The sequence below is a fragment of the Streptomyces marinisediminis genome (assembly GCF_026262575.1).
Classification (GTDB): domain Bacteria; phylum Actinomycetota; class Actinomycetes; order Streptomycetales; family Streptomycetaceae; genus Streptomyces; species Streptomyces marinisediminis.
Window position 1 is genome coordinate 15,202 of record NZ_JAPKFL010000012.1, and the last position, 14,219, is coordinate 29,420.

Consider the following 14,219-nt stretch of genomic DNA (forward strand, 5'->3'; position numbering starts at 1 on the left):
GGGTCAGCACTCCTTCAGGCCCGGGGCCGGGTCCACCGGGGTGTGCACGTCGACCGCCGGGACGTTGCCCCAGCCGCCGGTGTCCGTGGCCGTCCAGTACCAGACGTTGTTGCCGCCCGGGTGGTGGTCGCCGCGGCCCCAGCAGGCGAACCAACTGTGCGTGCTGCGCAGCTCGCCGCGGACGGCGGAGCTGTAGGACCGGTGGGCGTAGGCCTTGGCCCCGTACTTGTTGCCGCACCACAGCTTGCCGTCGCTCTTCACACCGCAGAACGCGGCCGCCTCCGCGGACTTCGCCGGCGCCGGCGCCGCGCCGGCCGCGGGGCTGCCGCCCAGGACGGCGGTCAGCGCCGCCGCGGCCAGGACTGCGGTCTTCTTCCAGGTGGTCATGGACTCCCTCTCGTCGGTTATCCGGAGCACCCCAGACCTACCGCGGGAGCCCGCGTTCACGTTCGACCGCGCGGCCCGAACAATCGGACGCCGAACAACGGCGGCCGCCCGGGGCGGACCGGGGCCGGCGTACGCGCCCCGCGCGGGACGGCCCCGGGCGCGGGGACGCGTCCGCTACGCGCCGGCGACGGAGGCCAGGTAGGCCCGGGCCTTCTCCGGGTCGAAGAACCAGTGCTGGAAGTCGGTCGGGTCGTTGAAGCCGTTGGCGAAGCGGTCGGCCACCGGCTGGAGTTGGCCGCCCGCGCCGATGAGGTCGAGCACGTGCTCCGGCGGCGGCGCCAGCATCGCGTTCGTCCACCGGGTGACGTGCTGGGCGGTCTGCCAGTAGCGGTCGAAGGTGGCCTGCATCCACTCCTCGTCGAACGGCTGGTCACCGCGCTCGACGATGGAGGCGAGGTAGGACGCCGCGCACTTGGCCGCCGAGTTGGAGCCCTGTCCGGTGATGGGGTCGTTGGCGACGACGACGTCGGCCACGCCGAGCACCGCGCCGCCGCCCGGGAGGCGGCCGACCGGCTTGCGCACGGTGGGCGCGTAGCGCCCGGCGAGCGTCCCGCCCGCGTCCGTCAGCTCGACGTTCGTCGCCCGCGCGTACTCCCACGGGGTGAACTTCTCCATCAGCTCCAGCGTGGTGTCCAGGTGCACCTGCGGGTCCCGGATGCCCCGGAAGACGTCCAGCGGGCCGTCCGGTACGCCCTCCCAGAAGAGGATGTCGCAGCGTCCGGAGGTGGTCAGGGACGGCATGACGAAGAGCTCGCCCACGCCGGGGACGAGGTTGCAGCGCACCGCGGTGGTCTCGGGGTGCTCCGGGCGCGGGCCGAGTCCGTGCACGTAGGCGACGGCCAGCGCGCGCTGCGGGGTGGTGTAGGGGGAGCGTTCGGCGTCCCGGGCGAACATCGACACCAGCTCGCCCTTGCCCGCGGCGACGAGCACGAGGTCGTAGGCCCGGGCGAAGTAGTCCAGGTCGGAGACGGCGGCGCCGTGGATGACGAGCTGTCCGCCGCGCTGGGCGAACGTCTCCAGCCACCCGGCCATCTTCAGCCGCTGGTCCACGGACTGGGCGTAGCCGTCCAGGCGGCCCAGCCAGTCCACGGCCCGGCCGCCGTCGGGGGCGGCGACGGACACCCCCAGTCCCTCGATGCGCGGGGCCTGGCTCTCCCAGAAGTTGACCTGGATGTCGCGCTCGTGCTGGAGCGCCCGGTCGAACATGCACTGGGTGGACATCACCCGGCCGGCGCGGATCTCGTCGGCCGTCCGGTTGGACATCACGGTGACGTCGTAGCCCTGCGCCTGGAGGCCGAGGGCGAGCTGGAGCCCGGACTGTCCGGCTCCGACGATGAGTATTCTGCGCATGTCGTCCTTCTCCTCGAAACGCGTACGCCGGTGCGGGTGACGTGGCGGGGTGGGCGGTGCGGCGCGCGGGGTCAGGCGGGGGTGAGGTCCACCGCGTGGCCGACCAGCGCCAGCAGGGTGCTGACGACGCTGGGGCGTTCGCGCGCGTCCATGATCACCACGGGGACGTGGTCCGGGACGGAGAGGGCGTCGCGCACGTCCACGGCCTCGAAGCGCTCGGTGCCCTCGAAGTGGTTGACGGCCACCACGTAGGGGATGCCGCAGCTCTCGAAGTAGTCCAGCGCGGGGAAGCAGTCCTCCAGCCGGCGGGTGTCGGCCATGACGACGGCGCCGATCGCGCCGCGCACCAGGTCGTCCCACATGAACCAGAAGCGCTGCTGACCCGGCGTGCCGAACAGGTACAGCACCAGGTCGGCGTCGAGGGTGATGCGGCCGAAGTCCATGGCGACGGTGGTCGTGGTCTTCTCCGGCGTGGCGGCGAGGTCGTCGGTGTCCTCGCTGGCCTCGGTCATCACCGCCTCGGTGGTGAGGGGTTCGATCTCCGAGACGGAGCCGACGAGCGTCGTCTTGCCCACGCCGAAGCCGCCGGCGACGACGATCTTCGTGGCGATCGGGGCGCGGGTGGTGTCGCGCTGCCAGTCCCGCACCACCTCGTCGGTGACCGGGGGCGGCGGCGCGGCCGGGCGCGGCGCGGCGCCCGGGGCGGTCACCGGCTCCGCGGCCGCTCGCGCGGGCGGCACGGTCGGGGCCGGCGCGCCGGTGGCGGTCGCGGCCCGCGCGGCGCCGCCGTCGCCCGTGGCGGTGCCCTCGGCGGTGGTGCCCTCGGCGGTGGTGCCGCGCTCGGCCGCGGTGGTGGCGTCGTCCGTGGTGGTGGCGGTGTCAGAGCCTGCGAAGTCCACCCAGAACCCTTTCCAGTAGTGCTCGGTCGGGGCGTCCCGTCGATTCCCGGCCGGTTCCGTAGACGCGGATGCGGCCCTGGTCGGCGAGGTCGCTGAGCAGCACCCGCACGACGCCGAGCGGCATCCGCAGCAGGGCGGCGATCTCGGCCACGGTGCGCATGCGGCGGCACAGCTCGATGATCGCCTGCATCTCGGGCATGACGCGGTCGCGCAGCCCGGCCCGGCTCAGCGGCGGCAGTTCGCGCAGTTGCTCGGGGGCCTCGATGGCCGCGACGAACGTCTCGACGAGCAGGACGTGGCCGAAACGGGTGCGGCCGCCGGTCAGCGAGTACGGGCGCACCCGGGCGGGCCTGCGGTCGTCGGTCGGGCGCGCGGGCAGCGGGGCGTGCGGGGTCACTGGTCCAGCTCCATCGACTTGCGCAGCTCGTTGCGGAGTTCGGGGGTCAGGACGTGGCCGGCGCGGCCGACGAAGAGCGCCATGTGGTAGCCGATGACGTTCATGTCGCTGTCCGGGCTGGCGTGCACGCCCAGCAGCGAGCCGTCGCTGATGGACATCACGAACAGGCTGCCCGCGTCCATCGCGACCATGGTCTGCGTGACCGGGCCGGCGTCCATGAGCTTGGCCGCGCCCACGGTCAGCGAGCCCAGGCCCGAGACGATCGTGGCCAGGTCGGCGCTCGACCCCCGGGGCCCGGTGCCGGTCTCCTTCCGCTCGCCGGTCTGCGCCGGGTCGGATGACAGCAGCAGCAGACCGTCGGAGGAGACCACGGCCACCGAACGGATGCCGGGCACCTCCTCGACCAGGTTGGCGAGCAACCAGCGCAGGTTGTCCGCTTCGCTCCTGCGTGTGTGCGCGGTGGTGGACGCGTTCACTGACGTGCCTCCTCGGTGCCACCCATCTCGTCCGCCCCCGCTCGGTCCTCCTCCGCGGCGACCTGTGCCGCCGCCGCGCGCAGCCCCTCGCGGGCCCCGCGCTGGAAGCCGCCGAGCCGCTTGCGCAGCTCCTCGGCGTCCGCTCCGCCCCGGGCCGCCGGGCGGCCGGCGCCGCGCTCCGGCCCGGGGTCGGTGATGTGCGGGGTGCGCTTGGGCAGCCCCTTGTCGGTGTAGCGCCGTCCGCCCGCGGGCGCGGCCGCGGCGTCTCCCGACACGGCGTCTCCCGGCACGGCGTCTCCCGGCGCCGTCGCGTCCGGCGCCGCGCCCCGGGGGGCGGGCGCGGCGGGCGCCGCCGGGGCGGGCCCGGGGCGCGCGGCGGCCGGGGCGGGCGCCGCGCCGGGCTCCGGGCGCGGGGCCCCGTCGGGCCGGTCCTGGACCACCGTGTCGGCGGCCCGGGTGTGCTCCGGGGCCTCGGGGCGCACGGGGGCCTGCGGCCCGGCGGCCCCGTCGGCCGCCTCGGACTCCGCGGGCCCGGTGTGCTGCGCGGCGGCCCGTCCGTAGCGGGTGGGCAGGGTGTTGGAGTTGGACTCCGCGACCGAGCCGGGCAGGTGCGGCGCGGTGCCGCCGGGCGCCCCGCCGACGGTGGCCGCCGAGCCGGGCGCCGGCCGGTCGGGCAGCAGGGCGCGCGGCAGCACGGCGACGGCCGCGATCCCGCCCTGCCGGTGCGCCCGAAGCTGCACCCGGATGCCGTGCCGGCTCGCGAGCCGGGCGACGACGTACAGGCCCAGGCCCAGGTCGTCGGGGGCGCCGTCGCCGCCGGGGGGCCGCAGCGCGGAGGGCTCGCCGAGCCGCTCGTTGAGCGCGGCCAGCCGCTCGGCGGTGACGCCGATGCCCTCGTCCTGGACGGTGAGCATGACCTCGCCGTTCTCCAGCAGCCAGCCGGAGAGCTCCACCTCGGCGTCCGGGGGCGAGAACGCGGTGGCGTTGTCGAGCAGCTCGGCGACCAGGTGGCTGACGTCGTCGGCCGCGAACCCGGAGAGCTGGGCGTGCGGCGGCAGCGAGGTGAGCTGTACCCGCTCGTAGCGTTCGATCTCGCTGATCGCCGCGCGCAGCACGTCCAGCAGCGGGACCGGCTGCGGGTGGTGCCCGCCGGCGTGCTCCGAGCCGGCCAGCAGCAGCAGGTTCTCGCCGTGCCGCCGCATCCGGGTGGCCATGTGGTCGAGCTTGAACAGGGTGGCCAGCCGCTCGGGCTCGGCCTCCCGCTCCTCCATCGACTCGATGAGCGCGAGCTGCCGCTCCACCAGGGACAGGCTGCGCAGCGCCAGTTGCACGAAGGTGTGGTGGGCGCCGTCGCCGCGCCCGTCGAGCTCCTCGCGCAGCCGGTCCCGCTCGGCGCGCAGCCGTTCGTGCTCGGCGGCGAGCCGGTCGCGGGCGGCGGCCCGCCCGGCGTCGTCGGCCCCGGTGCGCCGGGTCTGCTCGGCCGTGCCCGCGGCCGCCGCGTGCAGGGTGTTGACCGCGCGGACGACGTCGGCGAACTCGTCGTTGCGCCCGGTGAAGCGCACCGGCTCCTCGACCGCCGGGTCGGCGGCGACGCGCTGGGCCCCGCGGCGCACGGCGGCCAGCGGCCGGGCGATCGAGCGGGCGACGCTGACGGCGGCCGCGGCCGCCAGGAGCACCGCCCCGCCGAGCAGGGCGAGACGGAGCTGGAACGCGGTGACGTCCTCGTCCCGGAGCTGTTCGAGCCGGGCCAGTTCCGCGCCGGCCAGGGAGAGCTGGACGCCGCGCATCCGGTCCACCCGGGCGGCGAGCGAGGCCGCGACCTCCTCCTGGCTCACCGCGAGTTCCTCGTCGGTGAGGGAGGGCTGGTCGGTGAGGCGGTCGAGGTAGGCGTCGGCGGTGCTGACCTCGGTGCCGTTGACGGTGGTGGTGAGGGACTCGCGGGCGCGGTCGGGGGCGAGGCGGTCGAAGTCGGCGAGCGCGGCCCGCTCCCGGGTGCGGGCGAGCTGGGCGGCCGCCACGAGCCGGGAGTCGCCGTCCCGCGCCGTGAGCACGCCGAGCAGCAGGCTCCGGGTGGCCGCCGCGTGTTCCACGGCGCGGCCGAGGTAGGGCAGGGCGTCGGCGGTGCCCGCCGCGCCCACCCCGCGCTCGTCGCCCTCGCCGGGCTCCCCGGCCTCCGGGGGGCCGGAGGTCTCGGCCGAGCGGGCGGGCAGGTCCCGGGCGGCGGCTTCGCCGAGACCGCCCAGTGCCTGCACGATGTCGGTGTAGCCGGCGTGCACGGACTGCGCGTCCTGCGCGCCGCCCTCGGCGGACTCGGTCTGCTGGCGCAGCTCGGGCAGCCGGTCCAGCAGCCGCCGCACGGACGCGGGGAGTTCGGGGCGCAGCTCGGCGGCCTTGCGGTCGACGCGCGCGTGCTCGCCGCTGCCGGGCCGCTCACCGACCGCGGCGGCGGGCCCGGTTCCCCCGAAGCGCCCCGGGGGGCCGGCCGGCGCACGGTGGGCGACGCCCTGCGCCCCGGTGCCCCCGGCGGGGTCCGGGTACGTGGCGCCGGGCGCTCCGGTGGTCCCCGGCTGCGGCGGCGTGGTGCCGGGCGGCCCCGGGTCCGGCGCGCCGGCCCCGGCCCCGCCGGTCCCGGGCGGCACGCTCGTCTCCGGCGGCACGCCGGTCCCCGGGGGCACACCCGTTCCCGGCGGCCCGCCCGCTCCCGGCGGCGTCCCGGCCTCCGGCCCGTCGGCCTCCGGTGCGTCACCGGTGGTTCCGCGCTCGGCCACGGCGCGCACGGCGGCGTCCCGCTCGTCCGCGACGGCGTGTGCCAGGGAGATGGCCCGCCGGGTCGTCTCGGCCTGGTCCACCAGGGCCTGTGACTCGGCGACGTGCGCGGCGCCGGTGGCGATGCTCGGAGCGCCGGCGGCCAGCACCGCGACGGTGCACAGGGCGACGGAGGCGAGCAGCCGGTTGCGCACCCGGGCCCGGCGGCCCTGCGGCACCCGTGCGCCGGGTGCGCTCGCCGCGTCGTCCGTGGTGCCCGCCGAGCTCGTGGTGCTCGCGGTGCCGGCTTCACGCCGTCGGCGGATGCCTCGAAGTCGCTGCTTCCCCACCCGTGCTCGCATTCTCCTTCCGCCGTCCGGGGGCCTGCCCGGTCGGCGACTCAGCCGGTGCCGGCCTCGCCGGTCCGCGCCACGTGACGGCATCCGACCCTGCCAAGGGTCCGATTCAAGCGGGCGGACTTCTCGGGGTCGGCCACCCGAAAAAGTGAACCGCACGCGGGAGCGCGCCAACAACTTCGCCGGGCGCGGCCCGGGGCGGGCGCCGGAACCGGGGCTTGGACACCCCGCGCGGAGCGTGGCAGGATGCGCGCCCGCAGCTTCACGGAATAACTGATTCCGGGTCAAATGGCCGTCGGGGGACGGGAACAGCGCTGGTCCGTACCTGCGCCCCGGTTCGCGGGGCGCGCCTCGTGCGGCGCGGGCCGCGTCGGACGGCAGACTGCTCCCCATGCGCGTAGAGATGGCCACCCGCCCCGGCACCGCGGACGTCGCCAACGAGGACTATGTTTCGGCCGCTCTGCCCGCCTCGGGCCTGGGTGGCGCCCTGGTCGTGCTGGACGGCGTCACGCCGCCGCCGGACGGTGGCGGATGCGTGCACGGCGTCCCCTGGTACACCGCTCGCCTGGGGGCGGCACTGCTCGAACTGTCCGGTTCGCGCCGGGATATGACGCTGGCCCAGTGCCTCGCGCACGCGATCGCCCTTACCGCCGCGCGACACGCCTCAACCTGTGACCTTTCTCACCCCCGCACGCCGCAGGCAACCGTCGTCGTCGCCCGCTGGGACGGGGAGAGCGTCGAGCACCTCGTGCTCTGCGACTCGGTGCTGCTCGTGGAGTCGCCGCACGGGGAGGTGACCCCGGTGCTGGACGACCGCCTGGACCTCCTGCGGCCCACGGTGCGGGGCCTGCCGACCGCCGCCGAACGGGCCGCCGGCATCGAGGCGCTGCGCAACGCCGAGGGCGGCTTCCACACCGCGGCGGCCGACCCCGCCGTCGCCGACCGGGCCGTCACCGGCGCCACCCCACGGGCGCGGGTGCGCACGCTGGCGGCCCTCACCGACGGCGCCGCCCGCTGGAGCGACGTCTTCCGCCTCGGTGACTGGACGGCCCTGTGCGCGGCCCTGCGCGACCGGGGCCCGGCCGCCGTCATCGAGCGCGTGCGCGCCGCCGAGGCCGCCGACCCGCGCGGCACCGCCCACCCGCGCGGCAAGGCCCACGACGACGCCACGGCCGCCCTCGTGGAGTTCTGAAGCCGCGCGCGGGGCTACGCCCCGGGGTCGCCCTGGGTGTTGAACCGGTGCAGCAGCCGCGCCAGCTCCGCGATCTCGGCCCGGTCCCACCGCGCGAGCTTGCGCACGTACCGCTCGCGGCGCGCCACCCGCACGGACGAGAACCGGTCCCGCCCCTCGTCGGTGAGCGCCACCAGCGAGGCCCGCCCGTCGGCCGGGTCCGGGGTACGCGCCAGGAGCCCCAGCACCTCCAGCGCCCGGAGCTGCCGGCTCATCGTGGCCTTGCCGACGCCGAAGTAGGCCGCGAGTTCGGTGGCCCGCTGCGGCCCGGTGTCCTCCAGCCGCAGCATGATCCCGTACGCCGCCGGCTCCAGGTCGGGGTGGACCGCGCGGGCGATCTCGCCGGAGGACGCCCGGGCGCGGCGCAGGAAGACGGAGAGCTCCCGTTCCAGGTCGAGCATCTCCGGGGCCGGGCCCTCCTCGTGCACGGCGCACCCTCCTTCTCCTTCGCACCCGCGCTGACGTGCGTCACGCGCGGCCAGTATCCCGCGCACCGCGCCCCGCCCGGTATCCCGCGCACCGCGCCCCGCCCGGGTGCCGACGTCCCCGTGGCCCCCGACGCCCCCGTGCGCCGACGCCCCGGCGCCCGCGGCGGGGCCCGGGGCGCCGGGCGCGCGGCTTCAGGCGGCCAGCGGCAGGTGCCGGGCCTCCGCCGTCGCCGGGGCCAGGGCCAGCTCCAGCACCGTGCGCACGTCCGACACCGGGTGCACGGTGAGGTCGGCGAGGACGTCGGCGGGCACGTCGTCCAGGTCCGGCCCGTTGCGCTGCGGGATGATCACCGTGGTGACCCCCGCCCGGTGCGCGGCCAGCAGCTTCTGCTTGACGCCGCCGACGGGCAGCACCCGGCCGGTGAGGGAGACCTCGCCGGTCATCGCCACCTCGGGCCGCACCCGGCGCCCGCTGAGCAGCGAGGCCAGCGCCGTGACCATGGTGACGCCCGCGCTCGGCCCGTCCTTGGGCACGGCGCCGGCCGGCACGTGCAGGTGGACCCCGCGCTCCTTGAGGTCCCCGACCGGCAGCTCCAGCTCCGCGCCGCGCGAGCGCAGGTAGGAGAGCGCGAGCTGGCCCGACTCCTTCATGACGTCGCCGAGCTGGCCGGTGAGCGTCAGCCCGGCGCCACCGGTCTCCGGGTCGGCGAGCGAGGCCTCGACGTAGAGCACGTCACCGCCGGCGCCGGTGACCGCGAGGCCCGTGGCCACCCCGGGCACCGCGGTGCGCCGCTCGGCCGGGTCCTGCGCGGACTCGGGCGTGTGGCGCGGGTGCCCCAGCAGCTCGCGCAGCCCGTCGGCGTCCACGGTGACCGGCAGCGCCCGCTCGCCCAGCTCGGCGCGCGCGACCACCTTGCGCAGCAGCCGCGCCAGGTGCCGCTCCAGGGACCGCACGCCCGCCTCGCGGGTGTACTCCCCGGCCAGCCGCCGCAGCGCGGCGTCGGTGACGGTGACGGTGACACCGTCGGCGTCCAGCCCGGCCGCGAGGCGCTGCCGGGGCAGCAGGTGGTCCCGGGCGATCGTCACCTTCTCGTCCTCGGTGTAGCCGTCCAGGCGGACCAGGTCCATGCGGTCGAGCAGCGGCTGCGGGATGGACTCCAGCACGTTCGCCGTCGCCAGGAAGACCACGTCGCTGAGGTCGAGCTCGACCTCCAGGTAGTGGTCGCGGAAGGTGTGGTTCTGGGCCGGGTCCAGGACCTCCAGCAGCGCGGCGGCCGGATCGCCGCGGAAGTCCGCGCCCACCTTGTCGACCTCGTCCAGCAGGACGACGGGGTTCATCGAACCGGCTTCCCTGATCGCCCGCACGATGCGGCCGGGCAGGGCGCCGACGTAGGTGCGCCGGTGGCCGCGGATCTCCGCCTCGTCCCGCACGCCGCCGAGCGCGACGCGCACGAAGCTGCGGCCCATCGCGCGGGCGACGCTGGCGCCGAGCGAGGTCTTCCCCACCCCGGGCGGGCCGACGAGCGCGAGCACCGCGCCGCCGCCCTGGCGCCGCGCGCCGGACGCCGCGCCGCCGTCCCCGGCGTCCGCCCCGGCCCGCTCGGCGAGCTCGGCCCGCTCGGCGCGGCGCTTGCGCACGGCCAGGTACTCGGTGATGCGCTCCTTGACGTCCTCCAGGCCCGCGTGGTCGGCGTCGAGCACCGCGCGGGCGGCGGGGATGTCGTAGGAGTCCTGGGTGCGCTCGTTCCAGGGCAGCTCCAGCACGGTGTCCAGCCAGGTGCGCAGCCAGCCGCCCTCGGGGCTCTGGTCGGAGGCCCGCTCCAGCTTGCCGACCTCCTTCAGCGCCGCCTCGCGCACCGCGTCGGGGAGGTCGGCGGCCTCGACGCGGGCGCGGTAGTCCTCGCCCGCCTCCGCGCCGTCCCCGGTGAGGGAGGCCAGCTCCTTGCGCACGGCCTCCAGTTGCCGGCGGAGCAGGAACTCGCGCTGCTGCCGGTCGACGCCGTCCTGCACGTCCTTGGCGATGGACTCGGCGACGTCCTCCTCGGCCATGTGCTCACCCAGCCAGCCCACGGCCAGGCGGAGCCGGGCCACGGGATCGGTCGTCTCCAGGAGCCGGACGCGCTGCTCCAGGGTGAGGAACGGCGAGTAGCCGGCGTTGTCGGCCAGCGCGGCGACGCCCTCGATCTGCTGCACCCGGTCCACGACCTGCCAGGCGCCGCGCTTGCGCAGCCAGCTCGTGGTCAGCGCCCGGTACTTCTCGGCGAGCTCGGCGACGGCCCCGGGCAGCGGGTCGGGCACCTCCTCGGCGACCTCCGTCCCGTCCACCCACAGTGCGGCCCCGGGTCCGGTGGTGCCGGAGCCGATCCGCACCCGGCGCAGGCCCCGGACGAGGGCCCCCGGGTCGCCGCCGGCCAGGCGGCCGACCTGCTCGACGCTGCCCAGCACGCCGATGGCGGCGTACCTGCCGTCCACCCGCGGCACCAGCAGCACGCGGGGCTTCTCGCCGTCCGGCGCGGCGGCGCGGGCGGCCTCCACGGCGGCGCGCACCTCGGCCTCGGTCAAGTCCAGCGGGACGACCATGCCGGGCAGGACCACTTCGCCGTCCAGCGGAACCACGGGCAGATTCATGATCTCTCCCTCAGCAACGTAGTTGAGTCACCAGGACTCAATGAGGTGCGGAGGCGGGATGTTCCGCGGCGGGGCGCCCGTTCGCTCACGGCGAAGGCCGGCGGGAGGCGCGGCCCGCGCCGGGGTCCTGCGGGACGAGCCGGGTCAGGTGTCGACGCGCGGGTGGGCCGCCGAGCCGACGGCCTGGTAGCGACGCAGCGCCGGCCACAGCGCGATGCCGGTGAGGACCGCCAGCAGGTGGCTCCAGTCGGTGACCGGGTCGGTGAGCGTCACCAGGTCGGCCACGACCTTCGTGCCGACGACCGCGACGAGCAGCCAGCGCACCCACGGCACCCGCAGCACCCCGGCCAGGGCGCCCGCGCACGCCAGCACGCCGCAACTGATCCCGTAGTCCAACCGGGTGAGGGAGGACTCCGGCAGGTGGTCCAGCGCCACCGCGGCGGCGACCGTGAGCTGCGTGGCCAGCGTGGCCAGCACGTGCCCGGCGACGAACACCGCCGCCGTGCGCCAGCCCCCGACCCGCCGCTCCAGCGCGGTCAGCGCCAGCACGAACCCGAGGGCGACGGGCGCGAGCAGCGGCCCGTCGTACAGCAGCGCGCTCGCCACCAGGACGAACAGCGGCTCTTTGGCCAGGTTCTGCACGTCCGTGCTCGCGCCGGCCAGCCAGCGGCTCACGGCGGCCGGGTCGCCGATCTCGGTGAGCACCGTCGTGGTGATCAGCAGCAGCAGGTACCAGAAGGTGAACGGCGTGCCCTTGGGGTCGGGCAGCAGCCGCATCAGGTGCCGGTGCGGCGGCAGGTGCGGCGGCTCCGGTGGCCGCGCGGCCCCCCGGCCGCCGCCCGCCGTCCGGGAGCCCGCGGCGCGGCCGCCCGAGCCGCCGTCCGCCGCGGAGGCGTCAGGGGCGTCGGCGCCGTCGGACGCCCCGGGGGCGCCCGGTCCGGAAGCCGACGAGACACCCGTGGCGACGCGCTCGCGCGCCGCCCGTGCCGTGGTCCGCATGCCCGGCTCCTTCCCTAGCGCGACCGCAGGCGCCCGCGGGCGCGCGCACGCCCGACACACGCCCCGGCCCACGGGTCAATGTCAGTGGTGGAGGCCACACCTGTCAATCCAGCCGCTGAGGCGTGCCACCGTACGTGACCGGGTGCCCCGGGTACCGCCGGTGACTCCGCGCTAGGCGCCCCTTACGCTGCTGGCACACAGCGCTTGGCACCACAGCACCGACGGACCGGCACAGCAGGGCGGGCAGCCACATGGACCACAACAACACGGCGCACGGCCGGGGTGGCGCGGGAGCGGCCGCCACCCCGGGGGCACAGCGGCGCGTCCTCGTCGTCGAGGACGATCCGACGATCGTCGAGGCGATCGCCGCGCGGCTGCGCGCGGAGGGCTTCGCCGTGCAGACGGCCGCCGACGGCCCCGCGGCGGTGGCGCTGGCCGAGAGCTGGGCCCCGGAGCTGCTCGTGCTCGACGTCATGCTGCCCGGCTACGACGGGCTGGAGGTGTGCCGCCGGGTCCAGGCCAGGCGCCCCGTCCCGGTCCTGATGCTCACCGCGCGGGACGACGAGACCGACATGCTGGTCGGCCTCGGCGTCGGCGCCGACGACTACATGACCAAGCCGTTCTCCATGCGCGAGCTGGCCGCCCGGGTGCACGTGCTCCTGCGCCGGGTGGAGCGGGCGACGCAGGCGGCCTCCGGACCGCCGGGCGGGGCGCTGCGGCTGGGCGAGCTGGAGATCGACCACGCGCAGCGCCGGGTCCGGGTGGGCGGCCAGGACGTCCACCTGACGCCGACCGAGTTCGACCTGCTGGTGTGCCTGGCCAACTCCCCGCGCGCCGTCCTCTCCCGCGAGCAGCTCCTGGCGGAAGTGTGGGACTGGACGGACGCCTCCGGCACCCGCACCGTCGACAGCCACATCAAGGCGCTGCGCCGGAAGATCGGCGCGGAGCGCATCCGCACGGTGCACGGGGTCGGCTACGCCCTGGAGTCGCCCGCGCCCGCCGCCGACGGCGCCTGACGGTGGCGTCCGCCCCGGACCGCCCGGGCCTGCGCACGCGCGCCTGGGCCGCGCTGCGGCACGTGGACCCCTACCGGTCGGTGAAGGCCGCGCTCGGCGCGCTGGTGATCGTCTCGGTCGGCATCACCACCTTCCTGGTCCTGGTGGCCGTCAACGTGGAGATCGAGATGCGCGTCATCGCGATCCTCGCGCTGATCGCTTCGCTGCTCATCACCCAGTTCGTCGCCCAGGGCCTGATCGCGCCGCTGGACGAGATGACCGACACGGCGCGGGCGATGGCCCGGGGCGACTACGCGCGCCGGGTGCGCTTCGACCGGCGCGACGAGCTCGGCGAGCTGGGCCGCACCTTCAACAGTATGGCCGCCGACCTGGAGGCGGCCGACCGGCACCGCAAGGAGCTGGTCGCCAACGTCTCGCACGAGCTGCGCACGCCGATCGCGGCGCTGCGCGCGGTGCTGGAGAACGTGGTGGACGGCGTCTCCCGTGCCGACCCGGAGACGATGCTGACGGCGCTGCGGCAGACCGAGCGGCTGGGCGGCCTGGTGGAGCAGCTCCTGGACCTCTCCCGGCTGGACCACGGGGTGGTGCCGCTGCGCCGCAGGCGCTTCGAGGTGTGGCCGTACCTGGCGACGGTGCTCAAGGAGGCCAACATGAGCAAGGGCCAGGGCCACGCCCGCACCGACGTGCACCTGCACCTGGACGTCTCGCCGCCGGAGCTGACCGCGCATGCGGACACCGAGCGGCTGCACCAGGTCGTGGCCAACCTCATCGACAACGCCGTCAAGCACAGCCCGCAGCACGGCCGGGTCTCGGTGCGGGCCCGCGCCGGCGGGCAGCCCGAGAGCCTGGAGCTGGAGGTGCAGGACGAGGGTCCGGGCATCCCCGCGCAGGACCGGGACCGGGTCTTCGAGCGCTTCGGCCGGGCCGCCGGCTCCGAGGGGAAGCAGGACGGCGGCACCGGGCTGGGGCTGGCGATCGCGCGCTGGGCCGTGGACCTGCACGGGGGCCGCATCCGCGTCGCCGAGTCCGCGCGCGGCTGCCGGATGGTCGTCACCCTCCCGGGGCTCGGGCGGCTGTCCGATTGACGTAGGGTCGGCCGCGTCGCGCACCCGTCGCTCGCGTGAAGTCCGCGTGAACCGGTGAAGCCTTCGAATGGCTGTGGCAGCAGGGCGCCGCAGCCGCGGCGCCGTGTACCCCAAAAACCCGGAACCATGCAGCTTTCCCCTCGCGGAATGCGCTGAAACCGC

Annotated in this window: 12 protein-coding genes; 3 read left to right on the plus strand and 9 right to left on the minus strand. The window is 76.2% G+C overall.

Annotation, left to right across the window (positions count from 1 at the left end; translation table 11 throughout):
- Positions 1-3 precede the first annotated feature (3 nt).
- From OSB71_RS11740 to OSB71_RS11765, 6 genes are all read right to left on the minus strand, one after another.
- On the minus strand, positions 4-387 hold the full coding sequence (locus OSB71_RS11740) for a hypothetical protein (protein WP_265947291.1): 384 nt from the start codon (positions 385-387) through the stop codon (positions 4-6).
- Between the two features lie 174 nt (positions 388-561).
- Positions 562-1,797 carry a styrene monooxygenase/indole monooxygenase family protein gene (locus OSB71_RS11745; RefSeq protein WP_265947293.1) on the minus strand — a complete coding sequence of 412 codons (1,236 nt, stop codon included), beginning with the start codon at positions 1,795-1,797 and terminating at the stop codon, positions 562-564.
- A gap of 71 nt (positions 1,798-1,868) precedes the next feature.
- On the minus strand, positions 1,869-2,537 hold the full coding sequence (locus OSB71_RS11750; RefSeq protein WP_416237249.1) for a GTP-binding protein: 669 nt from the start codon (positions 2,535-2,537) through the stop codon (positions 1,869-1,871).
- 139 nt (positions 2,538-2,676) lie between these two features.
- Positions 2,677-3,093 (minus strand): DUF742 domain-containing protein, encoded by a 417-nt coding sequence (locus OSB71_RS11755; protein ID WP_265947295.1) that lies wholly within the window; start codon positions 3,091-3,093, stop codon positions 2,677-2,679.
- Positions 3,090-3,569: a roadblock/LC7 domain-containing protein gene (locus OSB71_RS11760; RefSeq protein ID WP_265947297.1), complete on the minus strand. Its 480-nt coding sequence runs from the start codon at positions 3,567-3,569 to the stop codon at positions 3,090-3,092. The genes OSB71_RS11755 and OSB71_RS11760 overlap by 4 nt, the downstream gene beginning before the upstream one ends.
- Complete coding sequence (locus tag OSB71_RS11765; RefSeq protein WP_265947299.1) at positions 3,566-6,664, minus strand: sensor histidine kinase; 3,099 nt, start codon at positions 6,662-6,664, stop codon at positions 3,566-3,568. Before OSB71_RS11765 ends, OSB71_RS11760 begins: the two co-directional genes overlap by 4 nt.
- A 397-nt stretch (positions 6,665-7,061) precedes the next feature.
- Here OSB71_RS11765 and OSB71_RS11770 point away from each other — a divergent pair, with 397 nt between their 5' ends.
- Positions 7,062-7,862, plus strand: coding sequence for a protein phosphatase 2C domain-containing protein (locus OSB71_RS11770; protein ID WP_265947302.1), 801 nt, complete (start codon positions 7,062-7,064; stop codon positions 7,860-7,862).
- 14 nt (positions 7,863-7,876) lie between these two features.
- On the opposite strand, the gene OSB71_RS11775 is transcribed toward OSB71_RS11770, so the two are convergent.
- The 3 genes from OSB71_RS11775 to OSB71_RS11785 all read right to left on the minus strand — a co-directional run bounded on the left by OSB71_RS11775 (position 7,877) and on the right by OSB71_RS11785 (position 11,956).
- Positions 7,877-8,302 (minus strand): MarR family winged helix-turn-helix transcriptional regulator, encoded by a 426-nt coding sequence (locus OSB71_RS11775; RefSeq protein WP_265947526.1) that lies wholly within the window; start codon positions 8,300-8,302, stop codon positions 7,877-7,879.
- Positions 8,303-8,521: 219 nt separating this feature from the next.
- Positions 8,522-10,957, minus strand: coding sequence for an endopeptidase La (gene lon / locus OSB71_RS11780; protein WP_265947304.1), 2,436 nt, complete (start codon positions 10,955-10,957; stop codon positions 8,522-8,524).
- Positions 10,958-11,101: 144 nt separating this feature from the next.
- A complete protein-coding gene (locus tag OSB71_RS11785; RefSeq protein WP_265947306.1) occupies positions 11,102-11,956 on the minus strand; it encodes a rhomboid-like protein in 855 nt (284 codons plus the stop codon).
- Between the two features lie 251 nt (positions 11,957-12,207).
- On the opposite strand from OSB71_RS11785, the gene OSB71_RS11790 reads away from it, so the two are divergent.
- Entirely contained in the window at positions 12,208-12,972 is a 765-nt protein-coding gene (locus tag OSB71_RS11790; protein ID WP_265947308.1) for a response regulator transcription factor, read from the plus strand.
- 2 nt (positions 12,973-12,974) lie between these two features.
- Positions 12,975-14,057 carry a sensor histidine kinase gene (locus tag OSB71_RS11795; protein WP_265947310.1) on the plus strand — a complete coding sequence of 361 codons (1,083 nt, stop codon included), beginning with the start codon at positions 12,975-12,977 and terminating at the stop codon, positions 14,055-14,057.
- Positions 14,058-14,219 lie beyond the last annotated feature (162 nt).